This is a genomic window from Devosia sp. MC1541 (genome assembly GCF_012847305.1).
In the GTDB taxonomy this organism is placed as follows: domain Bacteria; phylum Pseudomonadota; class Alphaproteobacteria; order Rhizobiales; family Devosiaceae; genus Devosia.
The window spans coordinates 16,889-36,620 of the sequence record NZ_JABBDZ010000003.1 but is presented as its reverse complement, the minus strand read 5'-3'; the positions used below and the strand labels follow the sequence as shown (position 1 = coordinate 36,620).

Genomic DNA, 19,732 nt, shown 5'->3' with positions numbered 1-19,732 from the left:
GCGACACTCGCCCTTTTTGTTTGATCTCGACGCGCTCTTAGGAGAGCACGAGGACGACGGCTGCTGCTGCGCTCAGCGCATAGGCCTTGGCCACCACGTCTGGGGTGAAGTGGCCTTCGACGTTGAGCATGTTGAGCGTGCCGATAGTGGTACCAGCGACAACGATCGGCAGGTTCAGCATGGACTTGGCGTTACGCGCGAACAGGGCCTCGTGCTCAGGGAGCAAAGACGCCACTTCGTCAGCAGAATTGAGCACCAGCGCTTCGCGCTTTTCAATCAGGGTCTGCTCCCAAATGCTATCGCCGATCTCATCGACACCTGGCGCTGGATAGAGGTCCTGCGTGTCGGAATAGGCGCGGTACATCAGCCCTTCTTCGTGGTCCAAGGCCAGAATGGTGAAGATGGTGGTGCCGACCAAAGTGTTGGCAAGCGCATGGAGCGCAGCATAGGCCACTTCCGGCTGGTTTTCAGGCTCCGCCATGGCAGCGGCGAAAATGGCGTGGGGATCGGTCATGGTGGTCAAGGGAGTGTCTTTCAGAATATGCGCCAGAGCGCAGGTGGCTTTGCCGGATCGCTCTGGCAAAGCCTTTGTCTTTGAACGGGGTTTAGCCCGTAGTCGTCACCGAGGACAAGATTAGCGAGCGGTAATAAGCGGGTAGGACTGCTTGACGGTGAGCGCAACGGCGGCTGCAACACCGGCTTTGAGCAGATCGCCAGGCACGTAAATGGCCATCGCCATCAGCGCCTTATCGAGGCCAATGCCAGCCACTGCGGCCATCCACGGCGTGCCGATTGCATAGCTGAGGACAACGCCGCCGAGCACGCAGAACACGAATAAGTTGAGGAAATTGAGCTTGCCCCAAGCGCGTTCGGTGAGGAAGCCAATGAGGAAGGCGACCGGGATCCAGCTGAGGAAGAAGCCACCCGTTGGGCTGGCCAAGACGCCCAAGCCACCGCGACCACCCGAAAGCAGTGGCAGGCCGATACAGACCAGAACTGTGAACAGCACCAGAGACAGCGCGCCCCGCTTGGCGCCCAGAATAGAGCCCGCCAGCATGGCCCCCATGGCCTGCGCCGTGATCGGCACGCCGATGGGCAAAGCAATGGGCGGAATGATGCCAAGGGCAGCAACGATTGCGGCAAAGAGGGCGATATAGGCGAGATCTCGAGTGTTCATGGTCTTCCTATGGCTTGGGAGGGGGCCGCAGGCGCGAAAACAGATCTTTCGGGCTCTTGGCATCGTCCGGATCAAATGACCGGGCTTCAATGGCGTCACCGATCTCGGTTGCCATTTTGAGGGTCCGAACCAGAAGCGGCACGACAAGCGCAAGCACATTGCGCTCAAGGCCGCGGGCGCGTTGGGCTTCGCGCACCTCTTCGAGTTGTTCGGCAATCAGGGGAATGAAACGCAGGGCCAGCGAAATGGTCAGGCCAATCTTGGTGGGACTAATGCCCAGATAGGCGAGCGGGCGCACGGCCAAGCTTATGGCCTCGATCATGGCGCTGACTTTTGTGGTGATCGACACGAGCGCGGCGAGCAAAACGAGCGCCGACAAGCGCAAGGCGACCGAGAGCGCCGACACCGGCTCAACGGTGAACCATTGGACGGCGAGCAGAATAAGGATGATCGGCAGGACGGGACGGATTTGCTGCCAGGCCAGGTTTAAATCGAGCCTGGCGAGACGGAACAGAAGCAGCGCTGTGACCACAGCCGCGAGCTGGAGCCAGATGTTGGGTGTGAGCACCAAAGCGGTGCTGACAAGGGCCAGCGCGAGGAGTTTTACGCCGGGCGGGAGCGCATGAAGGGGGGATTGCTGATGGACGTAGACGCCAACGCTCACGCCATCATCTCCTCGTAGCGCGGGATGATCTCACGCGGGGTGCCGTCAAGTACCACCCTGCCCGCTTCAAAGGCGATCATGCGATCAAAATCGGCCAGAAGATCGAGATCATGCGAGACGACGATGGTTTGCTGGGGCAGCTCGGCGATGAAACGCGAGATGAGGCGTTTGTTGCGCAGATCGAGCGCTGTGGTCGGTTCGTCAAAGACGATGATCTCGGGCTCCATGATCAGCACAGAGGCAATGGCGAGCATTTGCTTTTGTCCGCCACTGAGCAAATGCGCTGAGCGATTGCGCAGTTCGCCCAAGCCATATCGATCGAGCGCAGCATCGACGCGCGCTGTGACCTCATCCTTGGGCAGCTTGAGGTTTTTCAAGCCGAAGGCGAGATCTTCCTCCACCATGGGAAAGACGATCTGATTGTCGGGATTTTGGAAGACGAAGCCGACGCGGCGGCGTATGGCTTTGCTGTCTTTGGCCGTCGATAGACCGTCGAGTGTGACGGTGCCGTCTGTGGGGACAACGAGGCCATTGAGCAGACGTGAGAAAGTGCTTTTGCCCGACCCGTTGCTGCCAACGATGGCGATGCGCTTTTCCGATAAAGTAAGGTTCACATCCGACAGCACGGCGACGTCGCCAAAGCGGTGTGAGACCGAGCGCAATTCGATCAATCTCGTTCCTCGACTAACCGCGCCTTCAGTGCGCGGCCATAGGAATAGGCGGGATGGTGTGCAGTAATCAAGCCGAGGGGAGGCTTTTAACAGACTGCGCCAACAGGGCTGCGTTATCAAAGCTGCCCGAGGATTGACGGATAAAAAGCCGGGGCTCCAGCACTACACTCGCCATTTTTTCAGCGCCCGACGTTTTTGCCATGCATACAAGTTCTACCGCCTTTGCGCCCATAGCATCGGCAGGCATGTCGACGGAGGTCAAGGAAGGGCGGACGAATTCGGAGGTGTGGTAATTGTCAAAGCCAACCACCGCCATGTCGCTGGGCACGCGCAAGCCCGCGTCGGCCAAAGCGGCCATAGCCCCCAGCGCTTGGCGATCGGTGGCGGCGAGAATGGCCGTTGCTGTGGTTTTCTCGGCCACAAGCTTGGTCACAGCGCGATAGGCTTGGGCCTCATCATAGACGCCCTCAATAACCTGCCCTGTGACACGGTCTTCCTCAGCTAGGCGCTGTTGAAACCCATCAAGGCGGTCGCGGAAGTCTGGCCAATCGCTATTGCTGGTGAGGAAAACAATGGTGCGATTGCCCCGCGAGACGAGGTGATCGGTCGCCTCATAGCTGGCGCGGCGATTGTCGACCGTGACGGTGACATAACCCTCGGAGGGTTGCTGGCCGATGATCACGGCGGGCACGCCCATTTGTTCGGGGGCGCGACGGAGGGGGCCGTCCTTGGCACCGGAGCAGATGATCACGCCATCCAACTGGCGCGCCACGAACTGATCGATCGCGGACTCGCGCCGCTCATCGCTGGCTCCGACAATGGTCAGGAGAATGGAGAGGCCCGCCTCGGTGGCCGCGCCTTCGATGCCCGCCAGCATTTTGGCGTAATAGGCATTGAGCACAGGCATGGCGACGCCAATGGTATCGGTGCGCGAGGTCGCAAAGGTCTTGGCGAGAAGGTTTGGAACATAACCCATGGCTGTCGCGACGTCGGTAACCCGTTTTCGGGTTTCTTCCGTGACGGGGTAATCGGCCTTGGCCAAGACGCGGGAAACCGTTGCCACAGAGACACCCGCGGCTTTTGCCACGTCTCGAATACCGATTTTTTTGCGCAGTTCCATGGTCGCCAGAACATCAGAGATAGCGAGTTGAAGCAATTACAGTAACCGGTTACTGTAAGTTTTCAAATGACTGCTATTTGAACAGTGACGCGATGATAAGCCTACGAGCCCAGATTACGGCGGTTTTCGCCCTACATGCCCTTGGCAATGCCACGCTCCATACGCGCATCCCCGACATACAGCTGGCCAATGGCATGGGCGACGCGGCACTCGGGCTGGTTTTGATGGGCGCGCCGTTGGGCTCGATGCTGGCCTTTCCAATACTCAGCCGCTCCATTGAGCGCTTCGGCACCAAAGCTGTGACCCTGCTTGGGTTCTTCCTGTGCCTAGCCGCGATTCCGCCTATGGCGGTGATCCCCGGTGTGATCCCGCTCTTTATCCTGATGGCGGTGCATGGCTTTGGTTCGGCAATGTCAGCAATGGCCATGAATGTCGAAGCGGACCGTGTTGAGGCGCAGATGGGCCGCCGCATCATGAACAGCTGCCACGGTGCGTGGAGCATCGCCTATGTCGGGGCCTCAGCCGTGGGTGGCGTGATCCGGGGCGCGGACATCAGTGCCCTTGTGCATTTGGGCAGCATTATTCCCTTAGCGCTGATTGCAATATTTGTTCTCGAAGCAAAGTCTGAACCCGCGCCGCCGCGCGCCTATGCGCCGACCGCACAGAAAAAGCGGTTTGCCATGCCGAGCTTAGTGCTGTTGGCATTGGTTGCTGTTGGCCTTGGAGCAGAACTGATCGAGGGGTCTGCCCGGGTATGGTCGACCATTTTGATGCGCGACACCTTCGAGATCGCTGCCATTTTTGAATCAGCCGCGCTCCCGGCCATGGTTGGAACGATGGCCTTGGGCCGGCTCATCGCTGACCGATATATCGATAAGTTTGGACCAGTTCCGGTCGCTCGCACCTTGCTCACCGTCGCCATTATTGGGCTCACAGTGGTCAGTCTTGCGCCGCACCCGGGATTGGTGCTTGCGGGCTTTGCGATTTTGGGCGCGGGGATTTGTGTCATCTACCCGCTATCCATTTCGGCTGCAGCGCGATTGGGCAATGCCCCTGCGTCGCAAAACGTGGCGACGCTGAGTGTCATCATCCAAGTGGTCATGTTGGTGGCCCCAATGCTCACAGGGCTATTGGCTGAATATCTGGGCGTACGCATGGCATTTGCGGCCTTGCTGATCCCGCTTGCCCTTGGCTGGCTCACGGCCGGATCGTTGGAGGATAAAAGCGACAAACAGGCCGTGGCCTCAGCAGCCTAGCACTGCGCGGGGCGCTTGACCTCGTCCCGGCGAGCGTCGAAAAGCGAAGGAAATATCGTCGTTTACACGAGACTAGTATGACCGCTCCAACCGCCGCCTTCGCCTTGCGTTTTATCACCCAACGTCCGCGGGAAGATGGCTGCGGCGGGGTGGTGTTGCAAATGCTGACAGAACGACCCTTTGACGAGATCATGGCTCGCATCGGCTGGGGCGAGAATGATCTGCGCCGCTCGACCTGGGACGATCTCATCCGCATCTTGGGCGAAGACGGTTGGCAGTTCGGCACGCCGGTCGAATGTACGAGCAGGGATGAGGTTCGGGGCATTGCAATCGTCCACGTCCATGACGATCACTTCATGCTCTATGATGCCGAAAATGCTGTTTTCTACGACCCGTTTGAGTTCGAAGGCCCGCAGGCGACCAGCAAGCGGATCCCCATGCGCTATTTGACCGTGGCCCGCCCCACCACTGCTTGAGCAATCGCTCAGGCTAAAAAGAATGGAGCAGGAGGCAAGGGGCAGCCTCCTGCTCTAAGGGTTCGAGACTGCTCCGGAAAGCACCCACTTCGAACCTGACTGTTGCGCAACCTTTGAGGCGCTCTTAGCGCGCCGACTGTTGATCGCGACGGAGATAGCTGGCCCAACGTCGTTCGGCGAAGCGGAAGATGCCAACGAGCACGAGGGACAGGACGAGGTAAATGACGCCGATGGCGACATAGGGCTCAAGCATAACGTAGCGGTTGAGCGAGATATTGCGCGCTACACCGGTCAACTCGAGCAGAGTAACCGTGGATGCGAGCGAGGTCGCATGCATCATCAAAATGGTTTCATTGCCATAGAGCTGCAGCGAACGTGTCAGCATGGCCGGCAGCAAAATGTGTCGCGTCATGGCGAGCGGGCGCATGCCGAAAGATTTTGCGGCTTCAATTTCACCAACCGGAATGTGGCGCAGGCTGCCTGCGAAAATCTCGGTGGTATACGCGGTCGTGTTCAGCACGAAGGCGAGGATCACGCAGATCAGCGGGCTGGACAGCCACGGCCAGAGGACGCTCTCGCGCACCAGATCGAACTGGGCCAGCCCATAATAAATCAGGAACAGCTGCACCAAGAGCGGGGTGCCACGGAAAAGCAGCGTGTAGCCCGCAACGGCGCCCGAAACATATCGATTGGCGGAATTGCGCGCTAAGGCGAGCGGCACTGAGGCGACGAATGCCAAAGCCAGTGACGCAATGGTGAGGAAAATCGTGAGCTGCGCACCCTGCGCGAAGAAGCCGAGATTGTCCCAGATGAGCTGAAAATTCATGGCTTATGCTCGCTTCTGACCAATGTCGGCACGCTTGGCAACGTAGCGGAGCACCAGAAGGGATAGCGCTGCGACCGTGAGATAGAAAACGCAGGCGACAAGATAGAAGGTGAAGGGCTGGCGGGTCGCTTCAGCCGCGCCTTTGACGCGGAACATGATGTCCTGCAGGCCGATCAGCGAGATCAGAGCCGTTGCCTTGAAAAGGACGAGCCAATTATTGGTGAAGCCCGGAATGGCGAGGCGCACCATCTGCGGCAGAACAATTGAACGCCAGATTTTGAACGGCCCCATGCCAAAGGCACGCCCGGCCTCGATCTGGCCTTCTGGGATGTTCAGAATGGCCCCGCGGAAGGTTTCGGTCATGTAAGCACCGGAGACCACGCCGAGCGTGACGGCACCGGCCACAAAAGAGTCGAACTCAATATAGGTGCGAATGCCAAGGCTCTTGGCGATCATCATCAGGAGCGCGGGCAGGCTGTAGTAGATGAGCAGCATCAGAACGAGGTCTGGGATGCCGCGCACGATGGTGGTGTAAACTTCCGCCGCGCCTCGCAGAGCCGCGTTGGAGGAGAGCTTGCACAGCGCAAAGCTCATGCCCAGGACTACAGAGATGACAAGCGCAACCAACGCCACCTGAATGGTGACGAGGCCTGCTGCCAGTACAGTGACAATGTAGTCCTGGATCACTTAGGCTTACTCTACCGTGAGGTACTTGGTTTCGATGGCAGCGAGCGTGCCATCGGCAACGACCTTGGCCAGACCTTCATTGATCTTGGCGAGAAGCTCGGTGTTGTCTGGTGCCAGCGCAATAGCAACGCCTTCGCCGAACTCAGGGGCATCGGCACCGGTGTAGGATGGGCCGACCAGCTCAAAACCTGCGCCGCTTTCGTCCTTGAGGAAGGAGGCGATGATCTGGGCTTCGTAGCTCATATGCAGGTCTGCACGACCAGCGGTGAGTTCGAGGTAAGGGGCCGAGCCGCCGTCATAGCGAACGATGTTCGCCGACGGGAAAGTCTTGGAGACGAAGGCATCCATTGGAGTGCCGGTCTGAACCGCAACGGTCTTGCCTGCAAGGCCTGCATCGGAAATGTCGAGGCCTGCACCCTCTTTCGCGACAAAGCGGAAGGTTGGGCGGGAATAAATATCGGAGAAAGCGAAGGTCTTGCGGCGTTCGTCGGTGACGGTGAGCGAGGAGATCAGCGCGTCATACTTGCCAGCCAGAAGACCTGGGAACATGCCATCCCAAGCGGCATTGATGATGTTGCAATCAAGCGCTGCAGCTTCACAAATCGCTTCCATCAGATCGATGTCGAAACCGACCAGCGCACCGGTCGAGTCGATCGATTCAAAGGGTGGGAAGGTCGCATCGGTGGCAATGGTGATCTGCTGGGCCATAGCACCGCTGGCAAAGGCGAACGCGCTTGCAGCGACAACGGTAAAGAGGGACTTCTTCATTCTGGATGTCCTTGTATTTGTCCGGCGTATCTGTCCGCACAGCGGAGGCGCGTTGACCGGTAACGCGCCGTGTTCCTAAAACCGTCCGGCCACAAACTGCTTGAGCCGCTCGCTTTCAGGGTCACCAAAAACCTTTTCTGGATGCCCCTGTTCTTCGATCACGCCCTGATGGAGGAAGAGCACTTGGCTTGAGACTTTGCGGGCGAAGGCCATTTCGTGGGTGACCACAACCATGGTGCGCCCCTCTTCGGCCAGGTCCTGCATGACCCGCAGCACTTCCCCGACCAATTCGGGATCAAGCGCCGATGTCGGCTCATCAAACAGCATCACTTCGGGGTTCATGCAGAGCGCCCGCGCGATCGCGACGCGCTGCTGCTGTCCGCCAGAAAGCTGGACCGGGTGACGATCATGGAACTGATCGCCAAGGCCGACCTTGGCCAAGTTGAGCCGGGCGCGCTCAACCGCTTCCGCTTTGCTGAGGCCAAAGACATGCATGGGCGCGGCGATGCAATTGTGCATGACCGTCATATGTTGCCAGAGGCAGAAATTCTGGAACACCATGGCAAGGCGCGCGCGAATGCGTTGCAGCTGGGCGCTATCAGCGGCCTTCAAATTGCCGGTCTTGCGGTCCGCGACAGTCTTGAGCACTTCGCCGTCGAGCGCGATTTCGCCGCGCGTGGGTTGCTCGAGAAAATTGACGCAGCGCAGCAGCGTGCTCTTGCCCGAGCCGCTCGAGCCAATGATGGAGACCACTTCTCCGGCCGCAGCGGAAAAGCTCACACCATTGAGAACGTCAACATCGCCGTAGCGTTTATGAATGTTGGCGACAGCCAGCTTGGTCATAGAGAGTATCCGTGGTGTCCCGAAGATTACGCTGGCGGCGGCACAATAACCCAAAGGGCCGTGCAGGTTTCAGTCTTGGACGGGTTTTCCCAAGTGTGCGGGATGGTGGGCGGGAAGGTCAGCGTATCGCCGGGGAGGAGGAGATATTCCTCGCTGCCGATGACGATGCGCAATTGGCCGGTTTGGACATGCACCAGATCCGCAGCGGCCTTGAGCGCATAAGGCTCGTGGCCAGAGCCGCCGCCCGGCTCAATCACCGAATAGAGCGCCATCAAATGCTCATTGCTCGCGCCGCTGACGAGGTATTCGCGCATTTTCTCGCCGCCAAGGCTGATCGGCACGCCAGCGCCCTTGGGCACATAGCTCGTCGCGGGGGGCTCGAAGATTTCGCCGGGCTTGACGCCGATCACGTCGCAAACACGTAGCAGTGTGGCGACCGAGGCTTGCACTTCGTCGCGCTCAAACCGGGAAATGAAGGATTTGGTGACGCCAGCGCGCTGGGCGACGTCATCAATGGTCAGTCCCTTGGACTTGCGGAACGCACGAAGGCGGCTGCCGACGCGAACATCAGCGGCATCCGTCGATGGAGGGACGTCATTTTCTGTGTTTTCGTCGCTCATCACGCACCAAAAAGGTTTACCCTGACGAACCTTATAGGTTCACCCTGAATTCGAACAATGTGCATGAAAAGCGTGCAAACGCACAAACCAGCCGCATATTCAGCCAAGTAAGGCCGCAAAAGCCTTGATCTTGTCAAGCTTTCAGCGCAAAAAAGTTTCGTAATACGAAACCTCTCAGCCGCAAATTGCCGCTGAGTGATCCTGTGCGAGCTTCGTTCACCCTGCGAACCGCGAACCAAGCAGGCACGGCCATCTGGTCCTGCGCCTGAGTGTATACACAAGAGTATCAGAATGAGTGATCAGAATTTGCGCGGCTTCGATCTCTGGGGCGCACCGTTTGATGGCGAGGCATCCCTCGGTTGGCCGGGTTCGCGCTATGCCCCAGCGAAGGTTCGCGAGGCGGCGCGCTGGATCAATATGCGCATTCAGGATGGTCGCATCTTCCGGCTCGAAACCAATCAGATTGAAACCGTTGGTGATAATCTGCTCGTCGACCGTGGCGACATTCAGATCGCTCATGCGGATACGGAAACAACATTCAACCGCGTGAGCGAGGCTGTCGCGGGCTCTATCCGCAACAGGCGTGTGCCGATTGTTATCGGCGGCGATGACAGCTTGCTGTTCCCGGTCGTCAGAGGCGTCCACGACGCCCTACCCGGTCGTATCGGTATCATCCATTTTGACGCGCACCTCGACCTTATGGACGAAAGTGATGCGCAGGGACGTTTGAGCCAGTCGAGCGGCATGCGCCGTTCGCTTGAGCTCGACCGCATTCAGGCCGCTGACTGCATTCAGGTGTGCGAGCGCCACTTCAACTTCCCATCCTCAGGGCAGTTCAAGTTTGACCACGGGCTGGCTCACATCTCTGCCCGCCAAGTCCTCAAGCAGGGCGTCGACGCCACGCTTGAGCAGGTGTTCAAGCAGGTTGAAGGCGCTGATCACCTGTATCTGTCGTTTGACATTGATGCGATCGACCCAGCCTTCGCGCCGGGCGCAGGGGCGCATGAACCGGGCGGCATCATGTCGGCTTGGGGCCTTGAGTTTGTTGAACGCCTCGCGCCTTATTGCTCGGCAATGGCGATCACCGAGGTCAACCCGATGATGGACGTCAAGGACATGACATCGACGCTGGCGGCATACCTTGCCTTCACCTTCGCCGTCGCAGGCAGCAAGGCCGCAGCACCGGGCGCCCGCCGCTAAAAATATGAAGCCGCATTGCTTTGCAGTGCGGCTTTTCCACTTTGTTGCGGCGTTTGACGCTCAAGTGCTATTGGTGCTTGAAGATTGTCGCACGACTCCAAGTGGCCCCACATACTCTTTGCGGGCCACAGTCGTGCCGTCGCACTTGGAAGCCAATGCCCCCAAAAGCCACTAGCCGCTCTAGTATCAGACAGGAGTTGTTCAGCGTCCTGAGCTTTTTGAGCCCACGCCGCCGTGTTCAGCTCGTTCTGGTCTTTCTTCTCTCGCTCGTGGGCGCTTTTGCGGAAATGGCGACGCTTGGGGCCATTATTCCCTTTCTCGCCATTCTGACAGGCGGCAGCGAACAGTGTAGCGCTCTCAGCGTGGTGTGTGGTCTCAGCCCAACCCAAATATCCTTCGGTTTTGCTGCGATCATCGCAACCGCCACACTGTTGCGATTGCTCTTGGCTTGGGTCAGCACGCGCTTTGCTTATGCTGCCGGTGCTGACCTCGGCTACGAGGTCTATAACCGCGCCCTGCATCAGCCTTATCGGTTTCACGTCGAGCGCAATTCCAGTGAAATCATTGCCGCGATCGGCCGCGTCAATCTGCTGATCACCAGTGTTCTATCCCCGATCATGCAAGGCATGGTGGCCTTGATCATCTGCATTGGGATCATTGCTGCCCTGATCACGGTTGACGTCACGACGGCGCTTATCGCGGCGGTGTCGATTGGGCTTTTTTATGTGGTGGTGACGAAGACCACGCGAAAACTGCTGGAGGCCAATAGTCGGATAGAAGCGGAAGCGGAAACGCAACGCGTCAAAATCCTGCAAGAAGGACTGGGCGGCATTCGCGACATTCTGCTCGATGGCACACAGGGGATGTATACCAAGCGTTTCCGCACCGCGACGTTCCGGCAACGCACCGCTCTGGCGACGAACCTTTTCATCCGCAGCACCCCCCGTTACCTCATCGAAGGTGCGGGCATGTTGGTTATGGTCGTGCTTGCGTGGTGGATCCAGAGCACGCAGGGGCTCGAAGTGGCTCTCCCTACATTGGGAGCACTGGCGTTGGGCGCACAGCGCATGCTTCCGCAGCTGCAAGTGGCCTATCTCGCCTGGTCGTCGCTGAGCGCCAGCAAGGCCATTGTCTCGGACGTCGTTGCGTTTCTCAACTTGCCCATGCCAACCGAGATCGATCCGAACGCGGCGGAACGCGCGATTTCTGCTTCGCCTTCACAGCCGGTGGTTGTCCTCGACAAAGTTGGGTTCGCCTATAAGTCAGATGGCGCGGCTATTCTGCGTGATATTGAGCTTGTCGTTCCGCAGGGGTCGCGCATTGGCTTTATCGGCAAAACTGGCAGTGGCAAGAGTACGCTGATCGACGTGATCATGGGCCTCTTGCACCCGACGAGCGGCGAAATCCGCGTTGGAGGCCAGGTGCTGAGTGACAGCAATCGTCGCGCGTGGCAGTCACGCATCGCGCATGTGCCGCAGTCCATTTACCTCACGGACGCTTCCATTGCGGAAAACATCGCCTTTGGCAGTGAGCGCCATCAGATCGACATGGCCCGTGTCAGCGCAGCAGCACAACGCGCGCAGATCGATAGTTATGTGCAGCAATTGCCCGAAGGCTATGACACGCACGTGGGCGAACGCGGGGTCCGGCTTTCTGGAGGCCAGCGTCAACGCATTGGTCTGGCGCGTGCGTTCTACAAAAATGCTGACGTACTGGTTTTGGATGAGGCGACCAGCGCGCTTGACGATGCGACCGAAACGCTGGTGATGAATGCAATTGCTGCCATCGATGGCGACATCACCGTTCTCATTATCGCGCACCGCCTGACAACGCTGAAGAACTGCGACGTCATCATGCGATTGGAGAAAGGGCAGATCGTCCGCCAAGGCACTTATGCTGAGGTTATTGGTAACTAAACGCGCGACCCGCTGCCGACGCGCCCCCCCACAAAAAAACATCCCGGCACCACGTGGCGCCGGGATGAGAATGTTCCGAAGTCTTAGACGTTATACTTGTCGTGGTACTTCTGCATCATGGCGATGTAGTCACCGACATACTTGGCATCGTACCAAACGCCGAAGAGGAAGCTCGAACGGCGACGGGTCTGGAACGGCAGGCCGAGGAAGTAGATGCCTGGCTGCTTGCCAACACCCATGTCGTGGATTGGCGTGCCGTCTTCTTCAAAGGTATCAACCTGGAGCCAGCTGTAGTCACGCTTGAAGCCCGACGCCCAGATGATCGAGGTGATGCCGGCTTCTGCCAGATCGAGCTCAAGGATTGGGTTGGTTTCATATTCCGTGGTCGGCAGCAGGTTACGGGCTTCCGGATATTCTGGAAGATCGAGACCATTGTTCTCGATGTAGGCGTCGATGACGTTCAGGGTATCGAGGTAGCTGTTGTTGCCGAACTCGATATTGTCAGCGAGATCGTTGGAGAAGGTCAGCTTACCGTTTTCGTAGCTGGCGGTACGACCGACGAGCACTGCGCCCTTGGAGGCGAGCAGGCGGTAGTCGATTGGCATCTTGGTGTGGACGCCCGAGATGGCGAGCGCAATGTTGCGCTTCACATCGCGATTGACGGTGTCCCAACGGCCAAGAACGCCAGTCCAGTATGCGCCTTCACGATCACGGTAGAAGCGTGGCGGACGGATGTGGCGACCGATGGAGTGGTAAACCTTGCGGCCCGCGGCAACGAGTTCTTCAGCGATCTGACCACCCGACGCGCCCGCGCCAACCACCAGCACTGCGCCTTCTGGCAGCTGGTCTGGGTTGCGGTAGTTGACCGAGTGGATCTGCATGACTGGCGCGTCTTCTGGCACCATCTTTGGATAGACTGGGGTCTGGAAAGCGCCAGTTGCGGCAACAACGTTGATGGCTTCGTATTCACCATCGGAGGTGACGACGTGGTAGCCCTGCTTCTTGTGGAGCTTGGTGACCGAGATCACCGAAACGCCAGTGCGGATCGGCGCGTTGTTCCGCTCCGCATGCTCGACGAGGTATTCAACGAGCTTGTCCTTGGGGGTGAAGACGTCCTGTGGAACGCTCTCGATCTTGCTGCTCGGAAGACGGTCATGCCAAGCCGGGCCGTTTGCGCGCAGCGAGTCCCAACGAGCGGTGCGCCAGCTTTCAGCGACGCGGCCCTTTTCCAGAACCACGTGGCTAATGCCAAGATTGGTCAGGTGCTCGCTCATCGAAATGCCAGCCTGGCCGCCGCCGACGACGATCGTGTTTACCTTTTCCATTGTATCTCAAGACCTTTTTTGCTGGGCACTAGCCCCAATTGTTTCAGGCTTCGGGAGAAGCAGATGCAAAAGCTCTCCCATGCACCGAGCCGTGGGGCTCGGTGGCGCAATGATTGTGAGTGGCCGTCGACCGCTTAGTTGGCGGGGGTAACCGTTTCGCCGACGAGACGACGCTGACGGATCACCGGGATGCCTTTTCGCAGCTTTTCCACCTGTGCCATGTCGAGGGTGGCAGTCAGCGTTTCCGGGCCGTGACCCGCACGCTTGAGCACAGTGCCCCAAGCGTCAACGATGACCGAGTGGCCGTAAGAGCTCTTGGTTTCGCCATCGACGACAACCGAACCACCGAGACCGCATGCGATAAGATGGCACTGGGTCTCAACCGCACGGGCGCGGGCGAAGAGTTCCCAATGCGCTTCGCCGGTGATCATGGTGTAAGCGGCTGGAAGCGTGATGATCTGAGCGCCCTTGAGGCGCAGAGCACGGAACAGCTCGGGGAAGCGGCCGTCAAAGCAGATGGCCGTACCGAAGGTGACGCCATCAAATTCCCAAGTGACAATGTCATTGCCGGGCTTGATGTAGTCGGACTCGCGGAAAGGACCATTGCCGAGATCGTCGATGTCAAAGAGGTGAATCTTGCGGTATTCCGCCAGCACTTCACCCTCGCGGCCAAAGACCACGGTGACGTTTTCGACGCGCGCTTCGCCTTCGACCTTGGCCAGAATGGTGCCAGCCTGAACCGACACTTTGTGACGCTTCGCAAAGGCCTGAGCCATGCGATAAGCAGGCGTTTCGGCGAGCGGCTGAGCAAGCGCCACAGCACTCTTTTGATCGAGGCCGTAGTAGCTAAAATACTCAGGCAGGATGAGGAAATCAGGCTTTTCAGCTGCCTGCATTGCCGCTTCCATCGCTGCTTCTGCTGCCGGAACTGTCTCCTCAGGAGACAGGCCCATGACTGTTTGGATTGCAGCTACTTTCATGCCTGCGCCCCTTCCTTAGCCAGAATGTCCAATGAGTTTGTGGCGCGACCACCGATATCGGGGTTGAGCACACGTTCGACGAAATTAGCCTGTTGGGGCGCATAAGCGTCCCAGAGGCGGCGCAGATCGGTCAAAGGTTCGGCCGATTTATCAACGCGCAGATCAACCACGCAGAAGTCATCATGTTCGGAGACGCGGAGCGCCGCCGAACCGAGTGGGAAGACTTCGCCGCCAGCGGCAAGGCCAGCGTCGAGAGCGGCGAGCAGACGCTCAGCAATAGGCTTATCGCTGGCAGCTTCCGCCGCCGCGATCATGGCTGCAGGAACGGTGTCGTTGCGCAGGATATTGCCAACCGCGACCATGCCCGGACCGAAAGCCTTGGCATGGATTGGTTCCTGATGGCTGCCTTGACGCGCTGCGGTATTGCCATTGCGATCAACAATCGCCAGCTCACGCCACTCAATGCCTGGTGCTGTGGCGACAGCGTCGAGAGCTTCCTGAGCGGAGAGGCCTGCACGCAGATAGCGGAGGGCCATGATGCCCAAACGCGGATCGGTGCGGTGCTGGGTGATCACAGCGCCTGCGTCGTGATTGACGAACAGGCAGCGCGCGCCCATGGCCATCGACGAAGTGGTGCCAGCAATGCCGAAGTGACCGGTTTGTGGGCAACGAAGTGCGATAGAGAAGGTCATTAGCTGAGCCTGAACAATGCACGCGATGGGGAGAAGGGCGTGATATCCACGCTGGTCTTTTCGCCCATCAGGACTTCGGAAACGAGCTTGCCGGTGATGCCGCCGAGCGTCAGACCGAGGTGGCCGTGGCCGCAGGCGTAGACAATGCGCGGGTCCTTCTTGGATGGACCAATGAAGGGCATGCTGTCTGGGGTCGACGGGCGGAAGCCCATCCACGTGTCCTGACGCTCGCCGAGGGCGGGCACCATTTTACGCGCTTTGTCTTCCAGCACCTTCAGGCGCGATGGGTTTGGCTTCTTATCCAGACCGCCCAGGTCCACAGTACCGGCTGCGCGGATCTGATGAGACAGAGGCGTGAGGAAGAAGGCATCCGAGAGATACATCAGCGGATGGTTGATCAGCCCTTCGGTGTTGTTGAAGGCAACATGATAACCGCGTTCGGTATTCATATTGAGACGATCGCCGACAGTCTTGGAGATGGCACGGGACCATGCGCCAGCGGAAACCACGAGGCGCTGCGCCACGACGGTTTCAGAGCCGGCCTCGACGCGGACTCCATCAGCGGTGCTGGTGATGTTGCCAGCCTTGGCCTGAACGAAACGACCACCACGCTTGATGATGTTCTGCGCTAGCCCGCGGCAATATTCTTCTGGGCTGTCGATAATGTAGCAGCCCGGGAAAATGGTGCCACCGACATAGCCCGGCGCCAGGTTTGGCTCCATGCCTGCGATGTCGTCGCGGGTCAGATAGGTCGCTTCAACACCTTCAGCACGACGGCGTTCGTTCGACTTCTTGGCACGCGCCGCTTCCGCTTCAGAGCGGTAGAGGTGGATTGAACCCTTGCCCTTAACGAAGCGGACGTTGCCCACTTCGTCCATGAGCGGGGCATTGCCATCTTCAAGCACGCGCATCAGCGAGCTCAGAGCGCTGATGATGCCATCCTGACGGCTCCGCAGCGAGGCCGAGAGGAAGGCTGTCAGCCAAGGCGCAAGATCGAGAAGGTCGCGCCAATATAGGGTCAGCGGACCATCATGACGCAGCAGCATGCCTGGGACATCACGCAGAATGCCCGGCGAAGCCGATGGAAAAATGCCCGATGGTGCCACGGTCGACGCATTGCCGAACGAGGCTGCGTTGCGGAAAGACACACCCGGAAGCGGTGGCGTTGGGTCGATAACAGTGACGTCACAGCCTTTGCGCAGGAGCCACAGCGCGGTGGAGAGACCCACCACGCCGCCGCCAATAACCGCAACCGTCAGCTTGCTGCTGTCGTTTACTTGCATTTGGGAAAGACCCCTTAGATCGCAGCGGTTACGATGACTTCAACATCGTAGCCTTCAGCAGCTGGCGGGCAGACACCTGCAGCGCGCGAAGGCTGGTTCTCTGGGTCGACCCATTCTTCCCAAGCGACATTCATCGCATCGAAATGCTTCTGATCGGAGATCCAGACTTCAGCGCGCAGGATCTTGGACTTGTCTGTGCCAGCTTCGGCCAGCCACTTGTCGACCTTCTGCAGGCAGAGGCGGGTCTGGTCTTCGATGCTGTCACCCTTGTTGCCGCACATGCCAGCGACATAGGCGATGCCGTTGTGGATGGAGACCATGGAGGTGCGCTTTAGGCGCTCGATGCGGACGATTTCAGTCATTTCAATTCACCGTATACTGGCCCTGAGGGCCGCAAATTAGATTTCATTTCGAGGAGAGTGCTGCGCCGTTAGAGGCGCAGGCTCTTCTGGAAGCCCATGGCTTTTTCGAGGATGGCCACAATGACAACCGACATGACGACCAAGGCAGTTGCCATTGCCGCGACTGTCGGATCATCGAAGTCCTTGATGTACTGGTAGGCTGCGACCGGGAGGACCTTGGTGTTGTCGTTTGAGAGGAACACGGCGATCGAGAAGTTATCGAGCGCTTCCACGAAAACGAAAACCGAGGCTGCCAGAATGCCGGACTTGAGCTGGGGCAGCACGATCGAGAAGAAGGTGCGGATCGGACCGGCGCCCAGGTTACGCGCAGCTTCTTCGATACGCGGATCAAGGCCGAGCAAGTTTGCCGACAGGGCGCGGATGGAGAATGGCAGAGCCAGCACAAGCATGCCCAGGCAAAGACCGAACAGGCCGATTTTGTAGCCAGCTGCCGAAAGCAGCGACAGCAAGGACACACCCGTCACCACGCCCGGAATGATCAGCGGGGAGAGGATGATCTGCTGGATCAAAGCCTTGCCCTTAAACTCGGTGCGGACCAGCGCATAGCTGGCCGGGATACCGATGACCAGGCTCAACGGGGTAACGATGAGCGCCATCAAGAACGAGTTCTTCGCAGCGCCCATGAACATGGGCGAGTTGTAGAAATTATAGTGCCATTCCAGAGAGAAGCCCTGAGGCGGCCACTGGAAATAGCGGGTAGCGCTGAACGAATGCAGCACAACAAACACTACGGGCAGCAGCAGGAAAGCGGTCGAAACAATCGCCAGCAAGGTGACGACGATGCCGTACTTGCCTTCGAGATCACGCCTAAACATTAGGATACCGCCTTCTCAATTTTCTTGGACACAAAGGTCATCAGCCAGATCGATGCAAAAGCACCAACAAGGAAGATCACTGCGGTCGCAGCTGCGTAGGGAATGTCGTATTCGACAAACATGCGATCGTAGATCTGGTTAGCGATCATGCGAACTTTGCCGCCACCGAGAACCATCGGGAACAGGAAGGAAGCGAGTGCGATCGAATAGGCCAGAACCAGTGTCACCATCAGGCCCGGCAACAGCATTGGCATGGTGATGCGCCAGAAGGTAACGATGCGGTTGGCCCCGAGGCTACGCGCTGCTTCTTCGACCGAAGTGTTGAGATTGCGCACGGCACCGATCAGGGTGAATACCGCAAACGGCAGCAGATAGTGGGCAATCGAGATGCCAACGCCGGTCCAATTATAAAGGAAGCGGATCGGTGCATCGATTATGCCGAGGCTCGTCAGACCAAGATTGATCAGCCCCTTGTTGCCAAGGAGAATGAGCCATGAATAGGCGCGAGTGACACCGCCGGACAGGAAGGTCACGGCGATGGCCAGCATAATCAAAGTACCGACCCACTCTCGCTTCGCCCGCACGATGACCATAGCCATAGGAACGGCCACAGCGACTGTGATGAGCGAAATAACGAAAGACGCCCAGAGCGTGGTGAGCAAGACAGCCTGGTTCGACCCAGACGACAGCACGCGCCAGTAATTTTCAAGCGTAATGGCACCAGCGAACTGGGTGCCTGGAGGCCCCTTGAGGAAAAGGCTGCTCAGAGCGAAATAGCCGTAAGCTGCGACGATGAAGAGACCAATCACCAGCGCAGGGGAAATCAGGTATTTGCTGCGGTCGTTTTTGCTTTCCATCAGTCCCTCAGCAAAATGGTGTGGGCTGGGTCGAGCAGGAGCTTTACGGCCTGGCCGACAGCAAAGCGTGCAGAATTGCTTGTGCGAGGCGCGTTGGCTTCGATCTTATGACCACCGACTTCGCAGTGATAAACGATGCGTTCGCCAAGCTCATGAGCCGAGTTGATGACGGACACGAGGCCCATACGCGCATCGTCCTCTGCCACCAGCTCGATGTGCGATGGACGGATCGAGATCTTGCAATCAGAGCCGACTGGCTTGGCTTCAGTGGTTGGAACGACAACCTTCTGGCCGCCAAGCTCGATGACCACTTCACCCTCTGACTTCGAGACGACCTTGCTTGGGAAGATGTTTGGCACGCCGAGGAAGCGCGCAACAAATTCGGTCTGCGGACGGTCATAGAGCGCGATTGGGGTATCGAGCTGTTCGATGCAGCCGCCGTTCATGACAGCGATGTAATCGGACAGATAGAGCGCTTCGTCCTGATCGTGGGTCACGAGGATCGAGGTGATGCCCAGCTTGCGCTGCAGATCGCGCAATTCGGCCTGCAGGCCTTCACGCAGGTGGCGGTCGAGCGCACCCAACGGCTCATCGAGCAACAGCAGCTTTGGCTTGATGACGACGGCGCGCGCCAGCGCGACGCGCTGCTGCTGGCCACCAGAAAGCTGGCTCGGATAGCGGTCGGCGAGATGGGTGAGCTGAACCATTTCGAGCACGTCACGGACGCGAACGGCCTGCTCTTCCTTGGATACGCCACGCATCTTGAGACCAAAGGCGATATTGGACTCGACGGTCATATGCGGGAACAGGGCATAGTTCTGGAAGACCATGCCGATGTCGCGGAAGTTCGGCTCAACGCGACTGATGTCCTGACCGTCGACGAGAATTTCGCCCGACGTTACATTTAAGAAGCCTGCAACCATGCGCAGCACGGTGCTCTTGCCGCAGCCCGAAGGGCCCAGAAGGGTAAGCAGCGAGCCACTGGGCACGTTGAGATCGAGGTTACGCACCGCTTCAAAGTTGCTGTACCGCTTGGTCAACTGCCTCAGTTGCAAGGTACTGCTTTTTAGAGTTTCCATAGCCGCCGGTTCCGTCAGAAGTGTAGGGGGGTGCGTCCGGGCGATTGCGGCGCCC

At 58.6% G+C, this 19,732-nt stretch carries 22 protein-coding genes; 4 read left to right on the top strand and 18 right to left on the bottom strand.

What is annotated here, in order from left to right; translation table 11 throughout:
- Positions 1 to 37: 37 nt before the first annotated feature.
- From HKD40_RS04590 to HKD40_RS04570, 5 genes are all read right to left on the bottom strand, one after another.
- Positions 38 to 514, bottom strand: coding sequence for a GAF domain-containing protein (locus tag HKD40_RS04590; RefSeq protein ID WP_248305927.1), 477 nt, complete (start codon positions 512 to 514; stop codon positions 38 to 40).
- A gap of 120 nt (positions 515 to 634) precedes the next feature.
- Positions 635 to 1,177, bottom strand: coding sequence for a biotin transporter BioY (locus HKD40_RS04585; protein WP_169194559.1), 543 nt, complete (start codon positions 1,175 to 1,177; stop codon positions 635 to 637).
- A 7-nt stretch (positions 1,178 to 1,184) separates the two neighbouring features.
- The gene (locus HKD40_RS04580) at positions 1,185 to 1,841 is read right to left on the bottom strand and encodes an energy-coupling factor transporter transmembrane protein EcfT (protein WP_169194558.1); all 657 of its coding nucleotides are present in this window, start codon (positions 1,839 to 1,841) and stop codon (positions 1,185 to 1,187) included.
- A complete protein-coding gene (locus tag HKD40_RS04575; protein ID WP_169194557.1) occupies positions 1,838 to 2,512 on the bottom strand; it encodes an energy-coupling factor ABC transporter ATP-binding protein in 675 nt (224 codons plus the stop codon). The genes HKD40_RS04580 and HKD40_RS04575 overlap by 4 nt, the downstream gene beginning before the upstream one ends.
- Positions 2,513 to 2,579: 67 nt before the next feature.
- Complete coding sequence (locus HKD40_RS04570) at positions 2,580 to 3,668, bottom strand: LacI family DNA-binding transcriptional regulator (protein ID WP_169194556.1); 1,089 nt, start codon at positions 3,666 to 3,668, stop codon at positions 2,580 to 2,582.
- A gap of 56 nt (positions 3,669 to 3,724) precedes the next feature.
- Here HKD40_RS04570 and HKD40_RS04565 point away from each other — a divergent pair, with 56 nt between their 5' ends.
- On the top strand, positions 3,725 to 4,888 hold the full coding sequence (locus HKD40_RS04565) for an MFS transporter (RefSeq protein ID WP_169194555.1): 1,164 nt from the start codon (positions 3,725 to 3,727) through the stop codon (positions 4,886 to 4,888).
- Between the two features lie 77 nt (positions 4,889 to 4,965).
- Entirely contained in the window at positions 4,966 to 5,364 is a 399-nt protein-coding gene (locus tag HKD40_RS04560) for a hypothetical protein (protein ID WP_169194554.1), read from the top strand.
- Positions 5,365 to 5,488: 124 nt separating this feature from the next.
- Here the strand turns inward: HKD40_RS04560 and HKD40_RS04555 are convergent, their stop codons facing one another.
- The 5 genes from HKD40_RS04555 to HKD40_RS04535 form a co-directional block, all read right to left on the bottom strand.
- Positions 5,489 to 6,190: an ABC transporter permease subunit gene (locus HKD40_RS04555; RefSeq protein WP_169194553.1), complete on the bottom strand. Its 702-nt coding sequence runs from the start codon at positions 6,188 to 6,190 to the stop codon at positions 5,489 to 5,491.
- Between the two features lie 3 nt (positions 6,191 to 6,193).
- The gene (locus HKD40_RS04550; protein ID WP_169194552.1) at positions 6,194 to 6,877 is read right to left on the bottom strand and encodes an ABC transporter permease subunit; all 684 of its coding nucleotides are present in this window, start codon (positions 6,875 to 6,877) and stop codon (positions 6,194 to 6,196) included.
- Between the two features lie 6 nt (positions 6,878 to 6,883).
- Positions 6,884 to 7,645, bottom strand: coding sequence for a transporter substrate-binding domain-containing protein (locus HKD40_RS04545; RefSeq protein WP_169194551.1), 762 nt, complete (start codon positions 7,643 to 7,645; stop codon positions 6,884 to 6,886).
- Positions 7,646 to 7,720: 75 nt separating this feature from the next.
- Complete coding sequence (locus tag HKD40_RS04540) at positions 7,721 to 8,488, bottom strand: ATP-binding cassette domain-containing protein (protein WP_169194550.1); 768 nt, start codon at positions 8,486 to 8,488, stop codon at positions 7,721 to 7,723.
- Between the two features lie 26 nt (positions 8,489 to 8,514).
- Positions 8,515 to 9,108 (bottom strand): XRE family transcriptional regulator, encoded by a 594-nt coding sequence (locus HKD40_RS04535; RefSeq protein WP_169194549.1) that lies wholly within the window; start codon positions 9,106 to 9,108, stop codon positions 8,515 to 8,517.
- A 291-nt stretch (positions 9,109 to 9,399) separates the two neighbouring features.
- Between HKD40_RS04535 and HKD40_RS04530 the strand changes: the two genes are divergently transcribed.
- Both HKD40_RS04530 and HKD40_RS04525 read left to right on the top strand, forming a co-directional pair.
- Complete coding sequence (locus HKD40_RS04530; protein WP_169194548.1) at positions 9,400 to 10,308, top strand: arginase family protein; 909 nt, start codon at positions 9,400 to 9,402, stop codon at positions 10,306 to 10,308.
- A 197-nt stretch (positions 10,309 to 10,505) separates the two neighbouring features.
- Positions 10,506 to 12,224: an ABC transporter ATP-binding protein gene (locus HKD40_RS04525; protein WP_210257023.1), complete on the top strand. Its 1,719-nt coding sequence runs from the start codon at positions 10,506 to 10,508 to the stop codon at positions 12,222 to 12,224.
- Between the two features lie 83 nt (positions 12,225 to 12,307).
- On the opposite strand, the gene HKD40_RS04520 is transcribed toward HKD40_RS04525, so the two are convergent.
- From HKD40_RS04520 to HKD40_RS04485, 8 genes are all read right to left on the bottom strand, one after another.
- Positions 12,308 to 13,549, bottom strand: coding sequence for an NAD(P)/FAD-dependent oxidoreductase (locus HKD40_RS04520; protein ID WP_169194546.1), 1,242 nt, complete (start codon positions 13,547 to 13,549; stop codon positions 12,308 to 12,310).
- 134 nt (positions 13,550 to 13,683) lie between these two features.
- Positions 13,684 to 14,529, bottom strand: a complete 846-nt coding sequence (locus HKD40_RS04515) for a nitrilase-related carbon-nitrogen hydrolase (protein WP_169194545.1) — start codon at positions 14,527 to 14,529, stop codon at positions 13,684 to 13,686.
- Positions 14,526 to 15,221, bottom strand: coding sequence for a DUF1028 domain-containing protein (locus HKD40_RS04510; RefSeq protein ID WP_169194544.1), 696 nt, complete (start codon positions 15,219 to 15,221; stop codon positions 14,526 to 14,528). Before HKD40_RS04510 ends, HKD40_RS04515 begins: the two co-directional genes overlap by 4 nt.
- Positions 15,221 to 16,504, bottom strand: a complete 1,284-nt coding sequence (locus tag HKD40_RS04505; protein WP_169194543.1) for an FAD-dependent oxidoreductase — start codon at positions 16,502 to 16,504, stop codon at positions 15,221 to 15,223. The genes HKD40_RS04510 and HKD40_RS04505 overlap by 1 nt, the downstream gene beginning before the upstream one ends.
- A gap of 14 nt (positions 16,505 to 16,518) precedes the next feature.
- Positions 16,519 to 16,866, bottom strand: coding sequence for a RidA family protein (locus HKD40_RS04500; protein WP_169194542.1), 348 nt, complete (start codon positions 16,864 to 16,866; stop codon positions 16,519 to 16,521).
- 68 nt (positions 16,867 to 16,934) lie between these two features.
- Positions 16,935 to 17,741, bottom strand: a complete 807-nt coding sequence (locus HKD40_RS04495; RefSeq protein ID WP_169194541.1) for an ABC transporter permease — start codon at positions 17,739 to 17,741, stop codon at positions 16,935 to 16,937.
- Positions 17,741 to 18,598 carry an ABC transporter permease gene (locus HKD40_RS04490; protein WP_169194540.1) on the bottom strand — a complete coding sequence of 286 codons (858 nt, stop codon included), beginning with the start codon at positions 18,596 to 18,598 and terminating at the stop codon, positions 17,741 to 17,743. Before HKD40_RS04490 ends, HKD40_RS04495 begins: the two co-directional genes overlap by 1 nt.
- On the bottom strand, positions 18,598 to 19,677 hold the full coding sequence (locus HKD40_RS04485; protein ID WP_169194539.1) for an ABC transporter ATP-binding protein: 1,080 nt from the start codon (positions 19,675 to 19,677) through the stop codon (positions 18,598 to 18,600). Before HKD40_RS04485 ends, HKD40_RS04490 begins: the two co-directional genes overlap by 1 nt.
- Between the last annotated feature and the right edge of the window lie 55 nt (positions 19,678 to 19,732).

What these genes read in the sequence shown, in the direction of transcription:
- HKD40_RS04565 (WP_169194555.1), top strand. Translation starts at nt 3,725, where the DNA reads ATGATAAGCCTACGAGCCCAGATTACGGCGGTTTTCGCCCTACATGCC.
- HKD40_RS04555 (WP_169194553.1), bottom strand. Translation starts at nt 6,190, where the DNA reads ATGAATTTTCAGCTCATCTGGGACAATCTCGGCTTCTTCGCGCAGGGT.
- HKD40_RS04545 (WP_169194551.1), bottom strand. Translation starts at nt 7,645, where the DNA reads ATGAAGAAGTCCCTCTTTACCGTTGTCGCTGCAAGCGCGTTCGCCTTT.
- HKD40_RS04535 (WP_169194549.1), bottom strand. Translation starts at nt 9,108, where the DNA reads ATGAGCGACGAAAACACAGAAAATGACGTCCCTCCATCGACGGATGCC.
- HKD40_RS04560 (WP_169194554.1), top strand. Translation starts at nt 4,966, where the DNA reads ATGACCGCTCCAACCGCCGCCTTCGCCTTGCGTTTTATCACCCAACGT.
- HKD40_RS04500 (WP_169194542.1), bottom strand. Translation starts at nt 16,866, where the DNA reads ATGACTGAAATCGTCCGCATCGAGCGCCTAAAGCGCACCTCCATGGTC.
- HKD40_RS04505 (WP_169194543.1), bottom strand. Translation starts at nt 16,504, where the DNA reads ATGCAAGTAAACGACAGCAGCAAGCTGACGGTTGCGGTTATTGGCGGC.
- HKD40_RS04510 (WP_169194544.1), bottom strand. Translation starts at nt 15,221, where the DNA reads ATGACCTTCTCTATCGCACTTCGTTGCCCACAAACCGGTCACTTCGGC.
- HKD40_RS04485 (WP_169194539.1), bottom strand. Translation starts at nt 19,677, where the DNA reads ATGGAAACTCTAAAAAGCAGTACCTTGCAACTGAGGCAGTTGACCAAG.
- HKD40_RS04495 (WP_169194541.1), bottom strand. Translation starts at nt 17,741, where the DNA reads ATGTTTAGGCGTGATCTCGAAGGCAAGTACGGCATCGTCGTCACCTTG.
- HKD40_RS04590 (WP_248305927.1), bottom strand. Translation starts at nt 514, where the DNA reads ATGACCGATCCCCACGCCATTTTCGCCGCTGCCATGGCGGAGCCTGAA.
- HKD40_RS04520 (WP_169194546.1), bottom strand. Translation starts at nt 13,549, where the DNA reads ATGGAAAAGGTAAACACGATCGTCGTCGGCGGCGGCCAGGCTGGCATT.
- HKD40_RS04585 (WP_169194559.1), bottom strand. Translation starts at nt 1,177, where the DNA reads ATGAACACTCGAGATCTCGCCTATATCGCCCTCTTTGCCGCAATCGTT.
- HKD40_RS04540 (WP_169194550.1), bottom strand. Translation starts at nt 8,488, where the DNA reads ATGACCAAGCTGGCTGTCGCCAACATTCATAAACGCTACGGCGATGTT.
- HKD40_RS04515 (WP_169194545.1), bottom strand. Translation starts at nt 14,529, where the DNA reads ATGAAAGTAGCTGCAATCCAAACAGTCATGGGCCTGTCTCCTGAGGAG.
- HKD40_RS04530 (WP_169194548.1), top strand. Translation starts at nt 9,400, where the DNA reads ATGAGTGATCAGAATTTGCGCGGCTTCGATCTCTGGGGCGCACCGTTT.
- HKD40_RS04490 (WP_169194540.1), bottom strand. Translation starts at nt 18,598, where the DNA reads ATGGAAAGCAAAAACGACCGCAGCAAATACCTGATTTCCCCTGCGCTG.